This is a genomic window from Streptomyces sp. NPDC057617 (genome assembly GCF_042800555.1).
In the GTDB taxonomy this organism is placed as follows: Bacteria; Actinomycetota; Actinomycetes; order Streptomycetales; family Streptomycetaceae; genus Streptomyces.
Genome location: NZ_JBHVGV010000011.1, coordinates 107,614 through 124,462 on the forward strand (window position 1 = coordinate 107,614; position 16,849 = coordinate 124,462).

Here is a 16,849-nt window from a genome sequence, read left to right on the forward strand (position 1 = left end):
GGAAGAAGCAGGAACAGCGGGCACGGAGAGCGGTCTCGGCCACCTCAGCCAAAGCCATGGGCGGTGGCGACCCGCAAGCACTCGGCGAGGAGGCGCTCGGGCGGCTGTTGCGCTCGAACGCACCGGGGAAGCTCAGCCTGGCCGGTGCCTATGCGTTCGGTTACGTGTCGCTGGGGTACACCCAGCGGAAAGGAACCGACCCGGACTGGCACCAGGAGATCGACCCGCTGGACGCGCTCTTCCTAGGAGCGGCCTGGCCCGGAGCCTTTCGTGACGAGTTCGAGTTCGCCAACGCGCGTGACGCGTGGCTGCGCCTTCTGCAAGGCACCGTACACGGGAAGAGCCTCCAGCAATTCGTACGCGAAGTCGTCTCGGCTAGCGAGGAGCTGGAGCTCCCGGTGGACGAGGGGAAACTGATGCTGGCGGTCGCCGGCCGGCTTGAGGCGGCTGGCCTCGACCAGCGCCGTCTGCCCAGGCGGCTGCTGCCCGAGGCCGCCCTCCAGGGCTGCCGCACGGTCTACGGGCCGTCTCTGGACCTGCGGCTCCCCGACCCGCCGAAGGACGCAAGAGAACGGATCAGGCGGTTCTGGAAAAACACGGAGGAGTTGTGGGCCGACGACACGCCTGAGGCCATTCTCCGCGACGGGCTACGCCGGTTCCGCGATGCCGGACTGTCAGTGAAACAGGAATCCCGAGTGTTGTTGCCGGCCTTGTACGCGGCGCTCATGACGAAGCCTGGCGAGCTTCTGGAAGACGTGGTCGAACATGCCGCGGTGTGGGCTCTTTCCCTGGACGAGGCATCGACGCTGGTGCCGCTGCTCGACATCCTCCTTGTCGCTCCCGCGCTGGAGATGTCCGTCGCCGACACCCTCGGGCGTCTCTTCGCAGTGCCCGCCTTCACCGAGTCGATCCCCTCGGAGGCCCTGCTGTGGACCAGCTCTCCCGGCCTCGCCCTGCCGCGCCTGGCCTTTGAGCTGGGCATTCCCAAGGTTTCCACGCGGGAAGCAGTGATCACCCCGGACCTGCTGGACTGGGCGGGCATGCACGCCAGAATGCGCCTGAGCGCGGCCGCTCGCGAGGGCGCCGCCGATCTCGAGGAGGCGGCCAGCGCCGACATCGCGGACGGCACTCATGAGGAACCGGACGAGCGATGGGCCGAGCGGCGTGAGGCCGTGCGCGAGGCAGTGATGCACAAGGTCCGCACGAAGTCCGGCAGGACGGCAACCACGCGTCGCCGGTCCGACCGCCCTGTCGAGCGCATCTGGAACGCGGACGGCAGTTCCGTGATACGGATCTCGACCGACACCCTGCGCGGACAGGAGCTGATGGAAGGCATGGAAGGCCAACTGGACGCCTTCCGGGAGAAGTTCGGCCGTGAGCCGGGGCCGGGCGACCCAATGTTCTTCGACCCTGACGCCGACGAGCCCACCCCGCTCACCAAGGAGTACTTCGACGACATGCTGCTGAACATGGCAGAGCATGCGGTCGAGATGGGCATCGACCCCGCGTTCCTCCACGCCTGGCGCGAGGTCGGGTACGTGGTCACCGAGGAAACCAGAAGCCTGTTCACCGTAGCTGAGGTTCTCGCCTTCAGCAGGGCCGTCGCCCGGCACAGGCAGGCCGGGGAATGACCGGCAGAACCGAGAACCATATCAGCGGAGGAGTGTTCTTCGGCACCGTCGTCCAAGGGCGGACCGTGACCCTGACGCTCCCGGGCCGCCCGGACCCCGCGCTTGCCGGACTTCCCCGGCAGTCGGCGACCTTCGTAGGGCGCGGCGCTGAGCTGGAGCAGGTCCTCGCGGCCTTGGCGCCGACAGCGCCGGACGAGACGGCCGGCACTGTGGTGGTCACCGGGCTCGCCGGCACGGGCAAGACCGAACTCGTTCTCCAGGCCGCCCACCGAGCGCTGCGGGAAGAGGGCTGGTTCCCCGGTGGGGTTCTCTTCGTCGATCTGCACGGCTACGACGCGGAGGCCAAGGTGTCACCGAAGCGGGCCCTCGCCATCCTGCTGCGAGCGCTCGGCATCGCCCAGGAACACATTCCGCCCGGGATCGAGGAACGCGTACTCATGTACCGCTCCGCGCTCGACGCACTGGCCGCTGCCGGGCAACGGGTCCTGGTCGTCCTGGACGACGTACCGGCCACAGGCAAGATCCGCCATCTCCTGCCGAGTGACGGGAGCACGGCCACGCTCGTGTCCTCGCGGCACTCCCTCGCGGAACTGGACGCCCTGGCGCTGACCTTGCGGGAGCTGCCCGCCGACGAGGGGCGGGAGTTGCTGGGCGACGTCCTCCGCACGGCCCTGCCCGAGGACTCGCGGATGGCGGTCGAGCCCGGCGAGGCCGACCGGCTCGTCGCGCTGTGCGGCGGTCTGCCGTTGGCCCTGCGCATCCTGGCGTCCCTGCTCGTGGACGTGCCGCCGCGGCCCCTGTCCCTCCTCCGCCGAGACCTCGAGGACACGCACTCCAGACTCTCCGTGCTGAGCCGGGAGGAACGCGCCGTGACCGCGGCGTTCGAACTGTCCTACCGAAGGCTCACCAAAGACCAGGCCAAGCTCTTCCGGCTGGTGTCTCTCCACCCCGGACCGGACTTCTCCACCGAGGCCACGGCCGAGCTGTACGGCGAGAGCCTCAAGGAAACCGAACGGCTCCTGCTGGACCTGGCACGCCGACACCTGGTCGAGCCACGAGAACCGTACGGCCGCTGGCAGCAGCACAGCCTTGTACGCCTCTACTCCCGGGAGCGGCTCACGTCGGGCAACGACTCCTGGGGCGAGGGCCTCATGCGTCTGCTCGCCTACTTCCACAAGATGGCCACGCTGGCGTGCGAAACACTCTTCGGCCCTGTCGTACAGCGACCGGCGGCGGAGCCCTTCTTCTCCGACCGAACCTCGGCGCTGCAGTGGCTGGAGTCAGAACGGCACACCCTGGTCGCGGCCGCCATCTGGGCTCACAAGGCCGGCGACGATCTGATGTGTGTGGCCCTGGCGGTGCCCATCTCGCAATTCCTGATGGAAATGCGATACGTGGAGGACGCCGGGCGGGTACTGACCGCGGGCATCCGGTCTAGTCGAAGGCGCAAGGACGGTTTTCGCGAGGCATCTTTTCTGAGCTCCTTCGGTGTGGTGCTCCGGGACATGCGCAAGCTGCGAAAATCGGTTCGCACCCACTACAGGGCCGTCAAGATCTGCCGGAAGCTGAAGAAGCGCCAAGCCTTGGCCAGCGCGCTGAACAACCTTGGACTCTCGCTACATGAGCAGCACAAGTTCGAACAAGCCGTGGCGGCCCACACCGAAGCCGCACGGCTGTTCAAGCGCGGCGATCACCGGATCGGGAGGGCCCGCGCTCTCAGCAACATCGGCGAGACTCTGATCGAGATGGGCCGTGCGGAGGAGGCTTCCCGCGCCCTCCGCAAGGCCGCGAAAATCTTCCGGAAACAGGGCGACCTGCGCGGTTACTCCCAGGCTCTGGGCGGCCTCGCCAAGGCGATACGGAATGACGGCAAGGCCGAGCGGGCCATAGCCCTGCACAAACGCGCGCTCAACATGACCGACGGCCTGCTCATGCCCCATGAGAGAGCAATCGAGCTGTCCAACTTGGGTGGCACGCTGACCACCGCCGGGGAGTTCGAAGCGGCCCTCACCGCACAACAGGACGCTCTGGGCATCTTCCGGCGCCTGGGCGACCGCCGCGGCGAGGCCATGACCTTGGGCAACATGGCCCTTGTCCGCCAGGAGCAGGGCAAGTGGAACAAGGCTGTACGGCTGCACACCCTCGCCCTGGAGGCATTCCTCGAAGGCAAGGACGACCACGGTCTGGCCACCGAGTTCACGAATCTCGCGAGCGCGCTCCTTCAGCAGGACCGCAACACCGAGGCTCTGGAGAACCTGGAACTCGCCGCGGATCTGTATCACCAGATCGGCGAGACGGAGAAAGCCGTCCACACGCTCGACTTCATCGACCGGGCGCGAAGGCGGACCGGAGCCGGCATGCGAACCGTCGAGAGCCGGATGTGATCGCTCGTGCATGAGGCACACTGGACGTTTGGCCCGCGCGGAAGGGGTGCAGGTACGTGAACGGACCGCTCATCGTCCAGAGCGACAAGACATTGCTGCTCGAAGTCGACCACGAGCAGGCGGGGGCCTGCCGTCGTGCCATCGCGCCGTTCGCCGAGCTGGAGCGGGCTCCCGAGCACATCCATACGTACCGGCTGACTCCGCTGGGGCTGTGGAACGCGCGGGCCGCCGGGCATGATGCCGAGCAGGTGGTGGACGCGCTGGTGGAGTTCTCGCGGTATCCCGTGCCGCACGCCCTGCTCGTCGATGTCGCCGAGACGATGGCCCGCTACGGGCGGCTCGTCCTCTCCAAGCACCCCACCCACGGTCTCGTGCTGACGTCCACGGACCGTCCGGTGCTGGAGGAGATCCTCCGTTCCAAGAAGATCCAGCCGCTGGTCGGCGCCCGGATCGACCCCGACACCGTCGCCGTGCACCCCTCCGAGCGCGGCCAGATCAAACAGACGCTGCTCAAGCTGGGCTGGCCGGCCGAGGATCATGCCGGTTATGTCGACGGCGAGGCGCACGCGATCGAGCTGGACGAGACCGGCTGGGCGCTGCGCCCGTACCAGAAGCAGGCCGTCGAGGGCTTCTGGCACGGCGGCTCCGGCGTGGTCGTCCTGCCCTGCGGCGCAGGCAAGACCCTGGTCGGGGCGGGCGCGATGGCGCAGGCCAAGGCGACGACCCTGATCCTGGTCACCAACACCGTCTCCGCCCGCCAGTGGAAGCACGAGCTGGTGAAGCGCACCTCGCTGACCGAGGACGAGATCGGCGAGTACAGCGGTACCAAGAAGGAGATCCGCCCGGTCACCATCGCCACGTACCAGGTGCTCACGACCCGTCGCAAGGGCATCTATCCGCACCTGGAACTGTTCGACTCCCGCGACTGGGGTCTGATCGTGTACGACGAGGTGCATCTGCTGCCCGCGCCCGTCTTCAAGTTCACCGCCGACCTCCAGGCCCGCCGCCGTCTCGGGCTGACCGCCACGCTCGTACGGGAGGACGGCCGCGAGTCGGACGTCTTCTCGCTCATCGGGCCCAAGCGGTTCGACGCGCCGTGGAAGGAGATCGAGGCGCAGGGGTACATCGCCCCGGCCGACTGTGTCGAGGTACGGGTCAACCTCACCGACAGCGAGCGCCTCGCGTACGCGACCGCCGAGACGGAGGAGAAGTACCGGTACTGCGCGACGACCGCGACGAAGCGGCGGGTGACGGAGGCGCTGGTACGGAAGCACATGGGCGAGCAGACGCTGGTCATCGGCCAGTACATCGACCAGCTCGACGAGCTGGGCGAGCATCTCGACGCGCCGGTCATCAAGGGCGAGACCAGCAACGCGCAGCGGGAGCTGCTGTTCGAGGCGTTCCGGCAGGGCGAGATCTCGGTGCTGGTCGTGTCGAAGGTCGCGAACTTCTCGATCGACCTGCCGGAGGCGACGGTCGCGATCCAGGTCTCGGGTACGTTCGGCTCCCGCCAGGAGGAGGCGCAGCGGCTGGGCCGGGTGCTGCGGCCCAAGGCGGACGGGCACGAGGCGCGCTTCTACTCGGTCGTCGCGCGCGACACGATCGACCAGGACTTCGCGGCACACCGGCAGCGGTTCCTGGCGGAGCAGGGGTACGCGTACCGGATCGTGGACGCGGACGAGCTGCTGGCGGGGGACTGAGGGGTCTGCCGGCGGGGGACTGAGGCGGTTGCGGACTGAGCTGGTTGCGGACTGAGGCCGGCTGCTGGGGGCCGGCTGCTGGACGTGGTGGCTGCCCGGCTCGCTCAGGCTGCCGGCCTCCCCGGCGGCTGCGGCCCACGGGCCCCCGCTCGCCCGGGCCCTGCCCCGACCGCCTCGCCCGCCCCCTCACCCCGTCCCCGCCGACGTGCTCACGCCCGAGCCCGACTCCGTACGTGGCGACGGGACCAGTACCCCGCCCCGTACCGGCGCCGTGCCCGCCGTGGTGCAGACGCGCCAGACCGCGAAGGCCAGCAGGCCCAGGGCGCACAGCGCGTACGGCGAGGCCAGCGGCTGCTGCCACCAGGGCAGCCGGAGGTCCCGTTCACCCTCGTGCGGTACGGCCCAGAAGCTGCGGGCCGTCCAGACCACCCCGACCAGCGCCGCCGTACGGAACCGGCCCTCCGCGATCAGCACCGCCAGCAGCGGAACGCACCACACCCAGTGGTGCGACCAGCTGATGGGCGACACCAGCAGCGCCGTCAGCGCGGTGACCAGCACGCCCCAGCTCTCCGACCCGGCCCGTACGACCGCCCTGCGGGCCGTCCACAGCCCGGCCACCGCCGTGACCCCCGCCACCACCACCCACAGCGCATCTGTCTCCGGGGTGTGCAGGACACGCGCGAGCAGCCCCTGCAACGACTGGTTGTCGACGATCCACGGCTTGCCGACCCGCCCGGTCTCGAAGAGCCGCCGCGTCCAGAACTCGGCGCTGGCCGCAGGCAGTACGAGCACCCCCAGCAGCACCGTCCCGGTGAAGGCGGCGAGGGCGGTGAGGCCCGCCCGTACCCGCCCGGTCACCAGCAGGTACACGATGAAGACCGCCGGAGTCAGCTTGATGCCCGCGGCCACACCGAGCGCGAAGCCCTTCCCGATCGCGTGCTCCGGTCTCGACAGGTCCCACAGCACAAGACACGCGAGGGCGAGATTGATCTGGCCGAAGAGGACGGTCTGGAAGACGGGTTCGAGCCAGAGCCCGGCCGCGACGGCCACGAGCAGCGGTACGGGACCGGCCGGCAGCCCCGCGAAGCGCCAGGACAGCCGTACGAACAGGGCCAGCAGCGCGACATTCCCGATGACGAAGACAACCTTGAGGGCATCGACGGGCAGCCAGGTCGTGGGTACGAAGAGGATCGCGGCGAACGGCGGGTACGTGGCGGGAAGCTGCCACTGGGTGACCGTGAACCCGTAGAGGTCGGTGCCGCCGACGACCGCCGCGCCTTCCGCCCGGTAGACGAGCGTGTCGGCCATGGGGATCTGCCGCGCGACACAGAGCGTGGCGAACACGGCCAGCGACAGGGCGAGCGCGCCCACTGCGGCGAGTGAGCGGGGGGTCACGGTCGGGTAGGTCACGGCCGCGACCCTAGTGGATCAGGCGCGCCACACAGCGACGGAGACCATCGTAAGCGGTGCTCAGGGGGTACGGCGCCGGATGTCGGCCTCCTCCGCGTACTCCCCGAGGACCGCCACCCGGAACGCGGTGCTCACGAAGACCTTGACCGCGCGCAGCGCGTTGCCGACGTGGTGGGCGGGGTGGGGTGCGGTGCCCGAGGCGGTCGCGCCGGGCGGCGCGCCGTGCGGGGCGTGGGATGGGGTGAAGGCTGCTGTGCTCATATGTCCATGATGGATTCGCTGCACCGGCGTACGCATCGAACCATGGACGGAACCTCCCGGGCGGCGCGTACGACTCGGGGCGCGGTGGCCCGTACGACTCCCGGCATACGGGGTCTCCCCTACGGGACGGACACAGGGGCGTCGCGGGCCCGCCGCCGAGGCCCGCACCGGCACCGGCAGAAAAACCATTCGCCCGTCCCGCCCCCGCTGACTACAATCTCCCCTCTTGCCCGCCTCCCTCTGCGGAGCGCCGCCGTCCGGACGGAAACCGGACGGCCACCGCCATGATGTGATCCACGCCGACCGCCAGGGCCCGTCTGTCGACCGACCGGCTCGTGGCGTTTCGGCGTGCGTACTGCCCGGAGGCAAAGACCGTGCCCGCGTACGACCCCGACCAGACCCCCGACCTCGCCACCCTCACCGAACCCGCCGAACCCGAACCGGCCAGACCAGCCGCCCCTGCGGAAACCACCGGCTCCGACCCCGCCGCCCCCCTCGCCGCCGACCCTCTCTCCACCGAGCGCGCCCACCTCAGCGCCTCCCGCTCCGCCCTCCGCGCCATGCGCGAGGACGTCCAGGCGCTCGACATCCGCGATGTCACCGCGAACTGGGTCAACGCCGCCGTCCTGGAGTCCCAGATCGAGGAGCGCATCAAGGCGCTCGCCGATCTCTCCCACACCCCCCTATTCTTCGGCCGCCTCGACTATCTGCACGCCGTGGGCGCCGCCGAGGCCGAAGGCGCCGAGGGCGACCGCTTCTACATCGGCCGTCGCCATGTGCACGACGCCGACGGCGACCCGATGGTCATCGACTGGCGCGCCCCCGTCTCCCAGCCGTTCTACCGCGCCTCCAAGAAGGACCCGCTCGATGTCGCGCTGCGCCGCCGCTTCGGTTACACCGGCGGCGACCTCACCGCGTACGAGGACGAGCACCTCACCGATCCCGCCGAGGCCGTGCAGATCAGCAAACTGCTCCAGGCGGAAATCGAACGCCCGCGTGTCGGCCCCATGCGGGACATCGTCGCGACGATCCAGCCCGAGCAGGACGAGATCGTACGGAGCGGCCTCGGCGGTACGGTCTGTGTCCAGGGCGGTCCCGGCACCGGCAAGACCGCGGTCGGCCTGCACCGGGTCGCGTATTTGCTGTACGCGCACCGCGAGCGGCTGGCCCGTACGGGCACGCTGGTCATCGGGCCGAACGCGTCCTTCCTCCACTACATCGAGCAAGTCCTGCCCGCGCTGGGCGAGTTGGAGGTGAGGCAGTCGACGGTGGACGACCTGGTCACCGGGGCCGGCGGGGTCGCCGGGGCCACCTCGGCCGCCTCGGTCGAGGTACGCGGTACGGACCCGGCACCCGCCGCGGTGATCAAGGGCGACGCCCGGATGGCGGAGGTCCTGCGCCGGGCCGTACGGGCGCATGTGACCCTGCCGACGGAGGGGGTCGTGGTGGTGCGCGGCTCGCGGCGCTGGCGCGTGCCGGTGTACGAACTCGAAGAGATCGTCCGGGAGTTGCTCGCCCGGGACATGCGGTACGGCGCCGCCCGCGAGGCCCTTCCGCAACGGGTCGCGCACGCCGTGTTCGTACAGATGGAACGGGCCGGCGAGGCGCCCGACGACCGTGTGCAGGACGCGGTGGCACGGAACCCGGCGGTGAAGGCGCTGGTCAAGGCCGTCTGGCCGCCGGTCGATCCGGCGAAACTGGTGCTACGGCTGCTCTCCGACGCGGAGTTCCTGGCCGAGCACGCGGAGGGCCTGCTGACGGACGACGAGCAGCGGACGATCCTGTGGACGAAGCCGGCGCGCGGCCTCAAGTCGGTGAAGTGGTCGGCGGCGGACGCGGTGCTGATCGACGAGACGGCCGATCTGATCGCCCGTACGCACTCGTTGGGCCATGTCGTCCTGGACGAGGCGCAGGACCTGTCCCCCATGCAGTACCGCGCGGTGGGCCGCCGCTGCTCGACGGGTTCGGCCACGGTCCTGGGCGACCTGGCCCAGGGAACCACCCCCTGGGCCACGGCGAGCTGGGCGGACGCCCTGCGCCATCTCGGCAAGGCGGACGCGGTGGTCGAAGAGCTGACGGCGGGCTTCCGCGTACCGCGCGAGGTCATCGCGTACGCGTCGAGGCTGCTCCCGCACATCTCGCCGGGCCTGGCGGAGGTCCGGTCGGTCCGCGAGTCGCCGGGCTCGCTGGAGGTACGGGAGGTGCCCGGCGCGGCCGGCGGTACGGACGCCCTGGACGCGGCGGTCGTGGCGGCCTGTACGGAAGCCCTGGCCCATGAGGGTTCCACCGGCCTGATCGCTGCGGACTCCAGAATCCCGGCCCTGCGCGAGGCTCTCGCAGCGGCGGGCATGCCCTGGCTCTCCCCGGGCGAGGAGACGACGGCGGCCTCCCGACTCACCCTGGTCCCGGCCTCGCTGGCGAAGGGTCTGGAATACGACTACGTGGTCCTGGACGACCCCACGCTCGTCGTCACCGCGGAACCGGACGAACGCACCGGCCTGCGCCGTCTGTACGTGGCCCTGACCCGAGCGGTCTCAGGCCTGACGGTCCTGCACTCGGAGCCGCTCCCGCCCGAGCTTCGGGACTGATCCCCTGGCCGGACGAGCGGTTCAGGAGAGCCAGTCGGCGTAACGGGTGGGGGCGAGGCGGGCGTCCTTGTCGGTGAGGACGTCGCCCTTGACGGCGGCGAACATGCCGGCGGCGGGGTCGGTGACGACCGTACGGCTGTCGCCCCTGTGGGCCAGGGTGATCCGGCCCAGCTCGTCCAGGGAGAAGATCTCGGGGCCCGCGATATTGCGAATACCCCTCAGCGGGCTGCCCGCGGCGACGTCCGCCACCGCGTCGGCCACGTCCGCGGCGGCGATCGGCTGGATCGGCGTGGCGGGCAGCCGGACGGTGTCGCCGTCGGCGGTCCAGGACAGGACCGCGTCGATGAACTCCATGAACTGTGTGGCGCGGACGATCGAGTAAGGGATCGGCCCGGCCGCCAGGATGTCCTCCTGGAGCGCCTTGGCGCGGTAGTAGTCCAGCTCCGGCACCTGGTCCACACCGACGATCGAGAGGATCACGAAGTGACCGACGCCGCTCTTCCGGCCCGCGGCCAGCAGGTTGTCCATCGAGGTCCGGAAGAAGGCCGGGGAGGCCTCGTCGAAGGTCGGGGAGTTCGTCAGATTGACGATGACGTCCACCCCTTCCACCGCCGCGTCCAGTCCCCGGCCGCTGATGACGTCGATCCCGGTGGAATGCCCGTGCGGCACCGCCTCATGACCGGCGGCGTTCAGCTTCCTGACGACCTGCGACCCGATCAGCCCCGTACCGCCGATGACCGCGAACTTCATGACGCGCCTTTCGCTGGGAGTTGAGCGGGACTTCCGTGGGATATGTGCCCGAATATGACACATATCCCCTGCGCGAGCGCGGGAAGCTCCCTGCCGAGTGCCGATCAGGCGGACGGCGAAGCCCGCCCCGAACCGCCCCGATCAGCCGTCCAGCCTCAGCCGCCACTCCCGTACCGCCTCCGATGAAACCGGCGCCTCCCAGCCGCCCGGCCTGGCCGCGCCGCCGATGTGGAAGCCGTCGACGCCGGCGTCGACCAGGACCTCCACATGGTCGAGGCGGAGTCCGCCGCCGACCAGCATGTGGGGGCCGTAGCCCGGTTCGCCGCGGCCCGCCGCGCGGGCTTCCGCGAGGAGGGTCGGCAGGCCGTCGTCCACGCCCGTGGCCGAACCGGCGGTGAGGTACGTGTCGAGCCCCGGCAGATCCGCGAGCTGCTTGCGCAGCGCGTCGCGGTCGGCCGCGCGGTCGATCGCCCGGTGGAAGGTCCAGCGGCAGCCGTCCAGCTCCGCGAGCAGCCGTTCCACCGTCACCAGATCGGGCATCCCGGCATCGTCGAGAAAGCCGAGGACGAACTCGTCCGCTCCCTCCGCCCGCAGCCCGCGCGCCGCCTCCACCAGCGCGTCCGCGTCGCCGGGCGCGCCGGGCTCGGCCACCGTGAACCCGTCGGCCAGCCGCAGCATCACCCGCAGCGGGATGTCGACCGCCGCGCGGATCTCCGCGAAGGTCTCGCGGGGCGGGGTCAGCCCGTCCGCCGCCATGTCGGTGACGAGTTCGAGGCGGTCCGCGCCTCCGCGCCGCGCGGCGACCGCGTCCGCCGCGTCGAGGGCGATCACCTCCAGGACTGCACGCTTGCTCATGGGACCTCATTCATAGGGGGGTGGACTTCGGGGGACGGGCAGGGCAGCGCCCGGACGGGCGGGAACGCAGAAACACGGACAGCTACAGGTCTAGTCCAATGTCCAGCCTAAGGGGAGCCAAACCCCGGCGCACCGGCGCACCCGTACCGTGGGCCCCACAAGAATCGCGGCACACGAATAGAAATACCCCCAAGGGGTATGTTGAACTCATCGCCCGCCCGAGGTATACCTGAAGGGAAGAGATACCCCCAGGGGGTACGATGAAGATGTACGGGCCGACACCGAGGAGCCATCAGCCATGAGCCTCGCCCAGACCACCGGCACACCCGCCGAAGTCGAATTGGTGATCGGCGGGATGACCTGCGCCTCCTGCGCCGCCCGGATCGAGAAGAAGCTCAACCGGATGGACGGCGTCGAGGCCACCGTCAACTACGCGACCGAGAAGGCCAAGGTCGTCTACCGCGGCGCTGACGTCGCCGTACAGGACCTCATCGCGACCGTCGAGGCCACCGGTTACACCGCGCGGGAGCCCGCTCCCGTACGGCCGGAGCCCTCGCCCGGCGAGCCCCGCGACGACCGGCCGAGCGCCGAGGACCAGGCCAAGGACGCCGAGCTGCGCTCCCTGCGCCAGCGCCTGATCACCGCCGTCGTCCTCTCCGTACCCGTCATCGCGATGGCGATGATCCCCGCCCTCCAGTTCCAGTACTGGCAGTGGCTCTCCCTCACCCTCGCCGCCCCGGTCGTCGTCTACGCCGGCTACCCCTTCCACCGTGCGGCCCTCACCAACGCCCGCCATGGCGCGGCCACCATGGACACGCTGATCTCGGTCGGCACCATCGCCGCGTTCGGCTGGTCGCTGTGGGCGCTGTTCTTCGGTACGGCGGGGATGCCAGGAATGACGCATCCCTTCGAGCTGACGATCGCCCGCTCCGACGGCGCCGGGAACATCTATCTGGAAGCCGCCGCCGGGGTCACCGCATTCATCCTGGCCGGCCGCTACTTCGAGGCCCGCTCGAAGCGGAAGGCCGGCGCGGCCCTGCGCGCGCTGCTGGAACTGGGCGCCAAGGAGGTCACCGTCCTGCGCGACGGGCGCGAGACCACCGTGCCGACCGCCAGGCTCCAGGTCGGCGACCGTTTCGTCGTACGGCCCGGTGAGAAGATCGCCACCGACGGCACGGTCGTCGAGGGCTCCTCCGCCGTCGACGCCTCGATGCTCACGGGGGAATCCGTACCGGTCGAGGTGTCCGCCGGGGACGCGGTGACCGGGGCGACCCTCAACGCGGGCGGGCGGCTGGTCGTCGAGGCGACCCGTATCGGCGCGGACACCCAGCTCGCGCGGATGGCCCGGATGGTCGAGGAGGCCCAGAACGGCAAGGCCGCCGCCCAGCGCCTCGCCGACAAGATCTCCGCCGTCTTCGTCCCCGTCGTCATCGCCCTCGCCCTGGGCACGCTCGGCTTCTGGCTCGGCAACGGCGCCGGTCTGACCGCGGCCTTCACCGCCGCCGTGGCCGTGCTGATCATCGCCTGCCCCTGCGCGCTGGGCCTCGCCACGCCGACGGCCCTGCTGGTCGGGACCGGGCGCGGGGCGCAGCTCGGCATTCTGATCAAGGGGCCCGAGGTGCTCGAATCCACCCGCCGGGCGGACACGGTCGTCCTCGACAAGACGGGCACCGTGACGACCGGGAGGATGACCCTGCTGGCCGTGCACACCGCCGCCGGTACGGACGAGACCGAGGCGCTGCGGCTGGCAGGCGCGCTGGAACACGCCTCGGAACACCCCATCGCGCGGGCTGTGGCGACTGGGGCGGCTGAACGCCTGGCCGCCATGGCCGGTGCTGGTACAGCCGGTGCGGCTGGTACAACCGCCACGACCGGCACTGATGGCGCTCTTCCAGTGCCCGAGGACTTCGCCAACGTCCCCGGCCTCGGTGTCCAGGGCGTCGTCGAAGGCCACGCCGTCCTCGTCGGCCGTACCCAGCTCCTCGCCGAATGGGAGATCCGTCTCCCCGCCGCCCTGGAGCAGCGGAAGTCCGAGGCCGAGGCGGCAGGACGTACCGCCATCGCCGTCGCCTGGGACGGCGAGGCACGCGCCGTCCTCGAAGTCGCCGACGCCGTCAAGGACACCAGCGCCGAAGCGATCCGCCGGCTCCGCGACCTCGGTCTGACCCCGGTGCTCCTCACCGGCGACAACAAGGCCGTCGCCGCCTCCGTCGCCGCCGAGGTCGGTATCGACCCGGGCCAGGTCATCGCCGAGGTCCTGCCCCAGGACAAGGTCGACGTCATCAAGAAGCTCCAGGCCGAGGGCCGCAGCGTCGCCATGGTCGGCGACGGTGTCAACGACGCCGCCGCGCTCGCCCAGGCCGACCTCGGTCTCGCCATGGGCACCGGCACCGACGCCGCGATCGAAGCGGGCGACCTCACGCTCGTACGGGGCGATCTGCGCGCCACCGCCGACGCCATCCGCCTCGCACGCCGCACGCTCACCACGATCCGCGTCAACCTCTTCTGGGCCTTCGCCTACAACGTCGCCGCGATCCCGCTCGCCGCCGCCGGACTCCTCAACCCGATGATCGCCGGGGCGGCCATGGCGTTCTCGTCGGTGTTCGTGGTCGGCAACTCGCTGCGGCTGCGCGGGTTCAAGGCGCTCTGACCGCGCCGTACGGAGGCGTATGCGGAGACGGTACGAAGCGGCCCCCGGCTTCCCGGCCGGGGGCTCCCGCCTAAGGTCGTGCCATGCCCGCGCCTGAGCCGAACAGCCCCAGCCACGCCCCGGACCCCGCCCTCCGCGACCGCTTCGCCGCCGCCCTCGACACACTCCGTAACGCGGACGCAGGCGCAGGCGGCGCGCGCCCCGACCCGTACCCCTACGCCGACGACCTGCTCGCCCGCTGGGCCGAACCCCAGCGCCGCTACCACACCACCGCCCACCTGCTCGCCGTCCTCGACCACATCGACACCCTCGCCGAGTACGCCGAGGACCCCGATCTCGTACGCCTCGCCGCCTGGTTCCACGACGCCGTCTACCGCCCCGACCGCTCCGAGAACGAGGAGCGCTCCGCCCGCCTCGCTGAACGCGCTCTCAGCGAGGCCGGGCTGAGCGACGACCGTACGCGCGAGGTCGCCCGGCTCGTCCGCCTCACCACCACCCACGCCGCCGCCCCCGGCGACCGCAATGGCGCCGTCCTCTGCGACGCCGACCTCGCGATCCTCGCCTCGGGCCCGGAGGCGTACGAGGCGTATCAGGCCGCGGTACGGGAGGAGTACGGCTTCGTCCCCGACGCCGACTTCCGGGCGGGCCGGGCAGCCGTACTGGAGCAACTGCTCGCTCTGCCGGGCCTGTTCCGCACCCCCTATGCGGTACGGGAATGGGAGGCGCGCGCCCGCCACAACCTCACCGCGGAGCTGACCGGTCTCCGGGCGGAAGGCGCGGAAGGCGCGGAAGGCTAGGAGGCTCGGGCGGGAAACCAGGAGAAAGCCAGGAGAGAAGCCAGGAACGCGAGCCGGGAATGTAACGCCCAATTCCCGCGTTGGCACCTGTCATGCCGGACGCGCCCGACACCACCGCCCTCCTCGATACCTCCGCAAGCCCAGGCACAGAAGCCGACATACACGGCGGGATACCCCGCCCCCGCATGCCCCTCGCCGTCTACATCCTCGGCCTCTCCGTCTTCTCCCTCGGCACCAGCGAGTTCATGCTCTCCGGCCTCCTCCCGCCCCTCGCCGACGACATGAACGTCTCCATCCCCACCGCCGGCCTCCTCATATCCGCCTTCGCGATCGGCATGGTGGTCGGCGCCCCGCTGCTCGCAGTGACCACCCTGCGCCTCCCCCGCCGTACCACCCTGCTCGCCCTGATCACCGTCTTCGGCCTCGGCCAGGTCGTCGGCGCGCTCGCCCCGACGTACGAGATCCTCTTCGCGACCCGTGTCGTCAGCGCCCTGGCCTGCGCCGGATTCTGGGCCGTCGGCGCGGCGGTCGCCATCGCGATGGTCGCGCCCGGCGCCCGTGCCCGCGCCATGGCCGTGATGCTCGGCGGCCTCTCGATCGCGAATGTCCTCGGCGTACCGGGCGGCGCGTTCCTCGGCGAACACCTCGGCTGGCGCTCGGCGTTCTGGGCGGTCGGCGCTGCCTCGGCGGTCGCACTGATCGGTGTCATGACCCTGATCCCGCATATCCCGCGCCCCGCCGAACGGCCGCGTCTCAAGCGGGAGTTGACGATCTACCGCGACCGGCAGGTCTGGCTGGCCATCGCCGCCACCGCGCTCTCCGCGGGCGGTGTCTTCTGTGCCTTCTCGTATCTCGCACCGCTGCTCACGGATGTGGCCGGTCTGGACAGCGGCTGGGTGCCGACCGTCCTCATGCTGTTCGGGGTGGGCGCGCTGGTGGGTACGGCGCTGGGCGGCCGGTACGCGGACGCGCACCTCTTCGGCGTCCTGATCAGCGGCATCACCGCCTCCGCGGTCCTGCTCGTACTGCTGGCACTCACCGCCGCGAACCCGGTGGCCGTGGTCGCGCTGACCTTCCTGCTCGGCGTCTCGGCGTTCTACACGGGCCCGGCGCTGAACGCCCGTATCTTCAATCTCTCCGCCGCCGCCCCCACCCTCGCGGGCGCGACCACCACCGCCGCCTTCAACCTGGGCAATACGGGCGGCCCCTGGCTCGGCGGCGCGGTCATCGACGCGGACTTCGGCTTCGCCTCGACGGCCTGGGCGGGCGCGGCGATGACGGTGGCGGCGATCGCGCTGACGCTCGTATCGCTGCGGTACCACCGTACGAAGTCATACCCACGTGACACCTCGTTCGCGCCCGTCAGTCGATAGACGCCTTACACCGCACTAGAGTTGAGTCTCCATCAGCTTCAGGGGGCGTTTTCGGTATGACGGAGCAGACGGCGGACGGCATCGCGGACCACATCACAGATCAGGCCGAGGGCCCGACCCTCCCCTTCTGGGTCGACGTGGTCGAAGACGAAGACAGCGGCGACGGCAACGCCATGGGCGGCCTCTTCCGCCACGGCTCCGACGGCGAGACCGTCCTGCGCTCCGTCCCCCTCGGCCCCCTCCGCAAGAACCTCGCGGACACCGTCGACGCCCTCCAGAAGGTCTTCGAGGAGGTCGCGAACCGTGGCGGTACGCTCCCCCTCGCCGAGGCCCAGCTCTCCTTCCAGGTCACCGCGAGCGGCGGTATCCAGCTCATCGGCAGCGGCCAGATCCAGGGCACCCGCGGCCTGACCCTGACGTTCAAGCGCCCGTCGTAGCGGTTCCGCTCTC

The 16,849-nt window shown here is 70.6% G+C and carries 12 protein-coding genes; 8 read left to right on the forward strand and 4 right to left on the reverse strand.

What is annotated here, in order from left to right; translation table 11 throughout:
* The first annotated feature begins 56 nt into the window (after positions 1–56).
* From ACFU9P_RS25880 to ACFU9P_RS25890, 3 genes are read left to right on the forward strand one after another with little or no spacing between them, the layout of a single operon-like run.
* On the forward strand, positions 57–1,631 hold the full coding sequence (locus ACFU9P_RS25880) for a hypothetical protein (protein WP_384085008.1): 1,575 nt from the start codon (positions 57–59) through the stop codon (positions 1,629–1,631).
* A complete protein-coding gene (locus ACFU9P_RS25885) occupies positions 1,628–4,015 on the forward strand; it encodes a tetratricopeptide repeat protein (protein ID WP_384085011.1) in 2,388 nt (795 codons plus the stop codon). The genes ACFU9P_RS25880 and ACFU9P_RS25885 overlap by 4 nt, the downstream gene beginning before the upstream one ends.
* 56 nt (positions 4,016–4,071) lie before the next feature.
* Complete coding sequence (locus ACFU9P_RS25890) at positions 4,072–5,715, forward strand: DNA repair helicase XPB (RefSeq protein ID WP_384085014.1); 1,644 nt, start codon at positions 4,072–4,074, stop codon at positions 5,713–5,715.
* A 186-nt stretch (positions 5,716–5,901) separates the two neighbouring features.
* Here ACFU9P_RS25890 and ACFU9P_RS25895 read toward each other — a convergent pair whose 3' ends face one another.
* Both ACFU9P_RS25895 and ACFU9P_RS25900 read right to left on the reverse strand, forming a co-directional pair.
* The gene (locus ACFU9P_RS25895; protein WP_376381545.1) at positions 5,902–7,125 is read right to left on the reverse strand and encodes a glycosyltransferase 87 family protein; all 1,224 of its coding nucleotides are present in this window, start codon (positions 7,123–7,125) and stop codon (positions 5,902–5,904) included.
* A gap of 60 nt (positions 7,126–7,185) precedes the next feature.
* Positions 7,186–7,386 (reverse strand): hypothetical protein, encoded by a 201-nt coding sequence (locus ACFU9P_RS25900; protein WP_384085018.1) that lies wholly within the window; start codon positions 7,384–7,386, stop codon positions 7,186–7,188.
* Positions 7,387–7,721: 335 nt separating this feature from the next.
* On the opposite strand from ACFU9P_RS25900, the gene ACFU9P_RS25905 reads away from it, so the two are divergent.
* Positions 7,722–9,974, forward strand: coding sequence for a HelD family protein (locus ACFU9P_RS25905; RefSeq protein ID WP_384085021.1), 2,253 nt, complete (start codon positions 7,722–7,724; stop codon positions 9,972–9,974).
* A gap of 21 nt (positions 9,975–9,995) precedes the next feature.
* Here ACFU9P_RS25905 and ACFU9P_RS25910 read toward each other — a convergent pair whose 3' ends face one another.
* Together ACFU9P_RS25910 and ACFU9P_RS25915 are read right to left on the reverse strand one after the other, a co-directional pair.
* Positions 9,996–10,724 (reverse strand): SDR family oxidoreductase, encoded by a 729-nt coding sequence (locus ACFU9P_RS25910; protein ID WP_384085024.1) that lies wholly within the window; start codon positions 10,722–10,724, stop codon positions 9,996–9,998.
* 141 nt (positions 10,725–10,865) lie between these two features.
* The gene (locus ACFU9P_RS25915; protein WP_376381553.1) at positions 10,866–11,579 is read right to left on the reverse strand and encodes a copper homeostasis protein CutC; all 714 of its coding nucleotides are present in this window, start codon (positions 11,577–11,579) and stop codon (positions 10,866–10,868) included.
* A 298-nt stretch (positions 11,580–11,877) separates the two neighbouring features.
* On the opposite strand from ACFU9P_RS25915, the gene ACFU9P_RS25920 reads away from it, so the two are divergent.
* The 4 genes from ACFU9P_RS25920 to ACFU9P_RS25935 all read left to right on the forward strand — a co-directional run bounded on the left by ACFU9P_RS25920 (position 11,878) and on the right by ACFU9P_RS25935 (position 16,836).
* Positions 11,878–14,229 (forward strand): heavy metal translocating P-type ATPase, encoded by a 2,352-nt coding sequence (locus ACFU9P_RS25920; RefSeq protein WP_384085027.1) that lies wholly within the window; start codon positions 11,878–11,880, stop codon positions 14,227–14,229.
* An 83-nt stretch (positions 14,230–14,312) separates the two neighbouring features.
* Positions 14,313–15,026, forward strand: coding sequence for an HD domain-containing protein (locus tag ACFU9P_RS25925; RefSeq protein ID WP_384085030.1), 714 nt, complete (start codon positions 14,313–14,315; stop codon positions 15,024–15,026).
* A gap of 185 nt (positions 15,027–15,211) precedes the next feature.
* Positions 15,212–16,399 (forward strand): Cmx/CmrA family chloramphenicol efflux MFS transporter, encoded by a 1,188-nt coding sequence (locus tag ACFU9P_RS25930; RefSeq protein ID WP_384085033.1) that lies wholly within the window; start codon positions 15,212–15,214, stop codon positions 16,397–16,399.
* Positions 16,400–16,455: 56 nt separating this feature from the next.
* Complete coding sequence (locus ACFU9P_RS25935; protein ID WP_384085036.1) at positions 16,456–16,836, forward strand: hypothetical protein; 381 nt, start codon at positions 16,456–16,458, stop codon at positions 16,834–16,836.
* Positions 16,837–16,849 lie beyond the last annotated feature (13 nt).

Excerpts from the sequence above, each read along its gene's own strand:
- ACFU9P_RS25900 (WP_384085018.1), bottom strand. The coding sequence starts at position 7,386 with ATGAGCACAGCAGCCTTCACCCCATCCCACGCCCCGCACGGCGCGCCG.
- ACFU9P_RS25910 (WP_384085024.1), bottom strand. The coding sequence starts at position 10,724 with ATGAAGTTCGCGGTCATCGGCGGTACGGGGCTGATCGGGTCGCAGGTC.
- ACFU9P_RS25935 (WP_384085036.1), top strand. The coding sequence starts at position 16,456 with ATGACGGAGCAGACGGCGGACGGCATCGCGGACCACATCACAGATCAG.
- ACFU9P_RS25920 (WP_384085027.1), top strand. The coding sequence starts at position 11,878 with ATGAGCCTCGCCCAGACCACCGGCACACCCGCCGAAGTCGAATTGGTG.
- ACFU9P_RS25885 (WP_384085011.1), top strand. The coding sequence starts at position 1,628 with ATGACCGGCAGAACCGAGAACCATATCAGCGGAGGAGTGTTCTTCGGC.
- ACFU9P_RS25925 (WP_384085030.1), top strand. The coding sequence starts at position 14,313 with ATGCCCGCGCCTGAGCCGAACAGCCCCAGCCACGCCCCGGACCCCGCC.
- ACFU9P_RS25880 (WP_384085008.1), top strand. The coding sequence starts at position 57 with ATGGGCGGTGGCGACCCGCAAGCACTCGGCGAGGAGGCGCTCGGGCGG.
- ACFU9P_RS25930 (WP_384085033.1), top strand. The coding sequence starts at position 15,212 with ATGCCCCTCGCCGTCTACATCCTCGGCCTCTCCGTCTTCTCCCTCGGC.
- ACFU9P_RS25915 (WP_376381553.1), bottom strand. The coding sequence starts at position 11,579 with ATGAGCAAGCGTGCAGTCCTGGAGGTGATCGCCCTCGACGCGGCGGAC.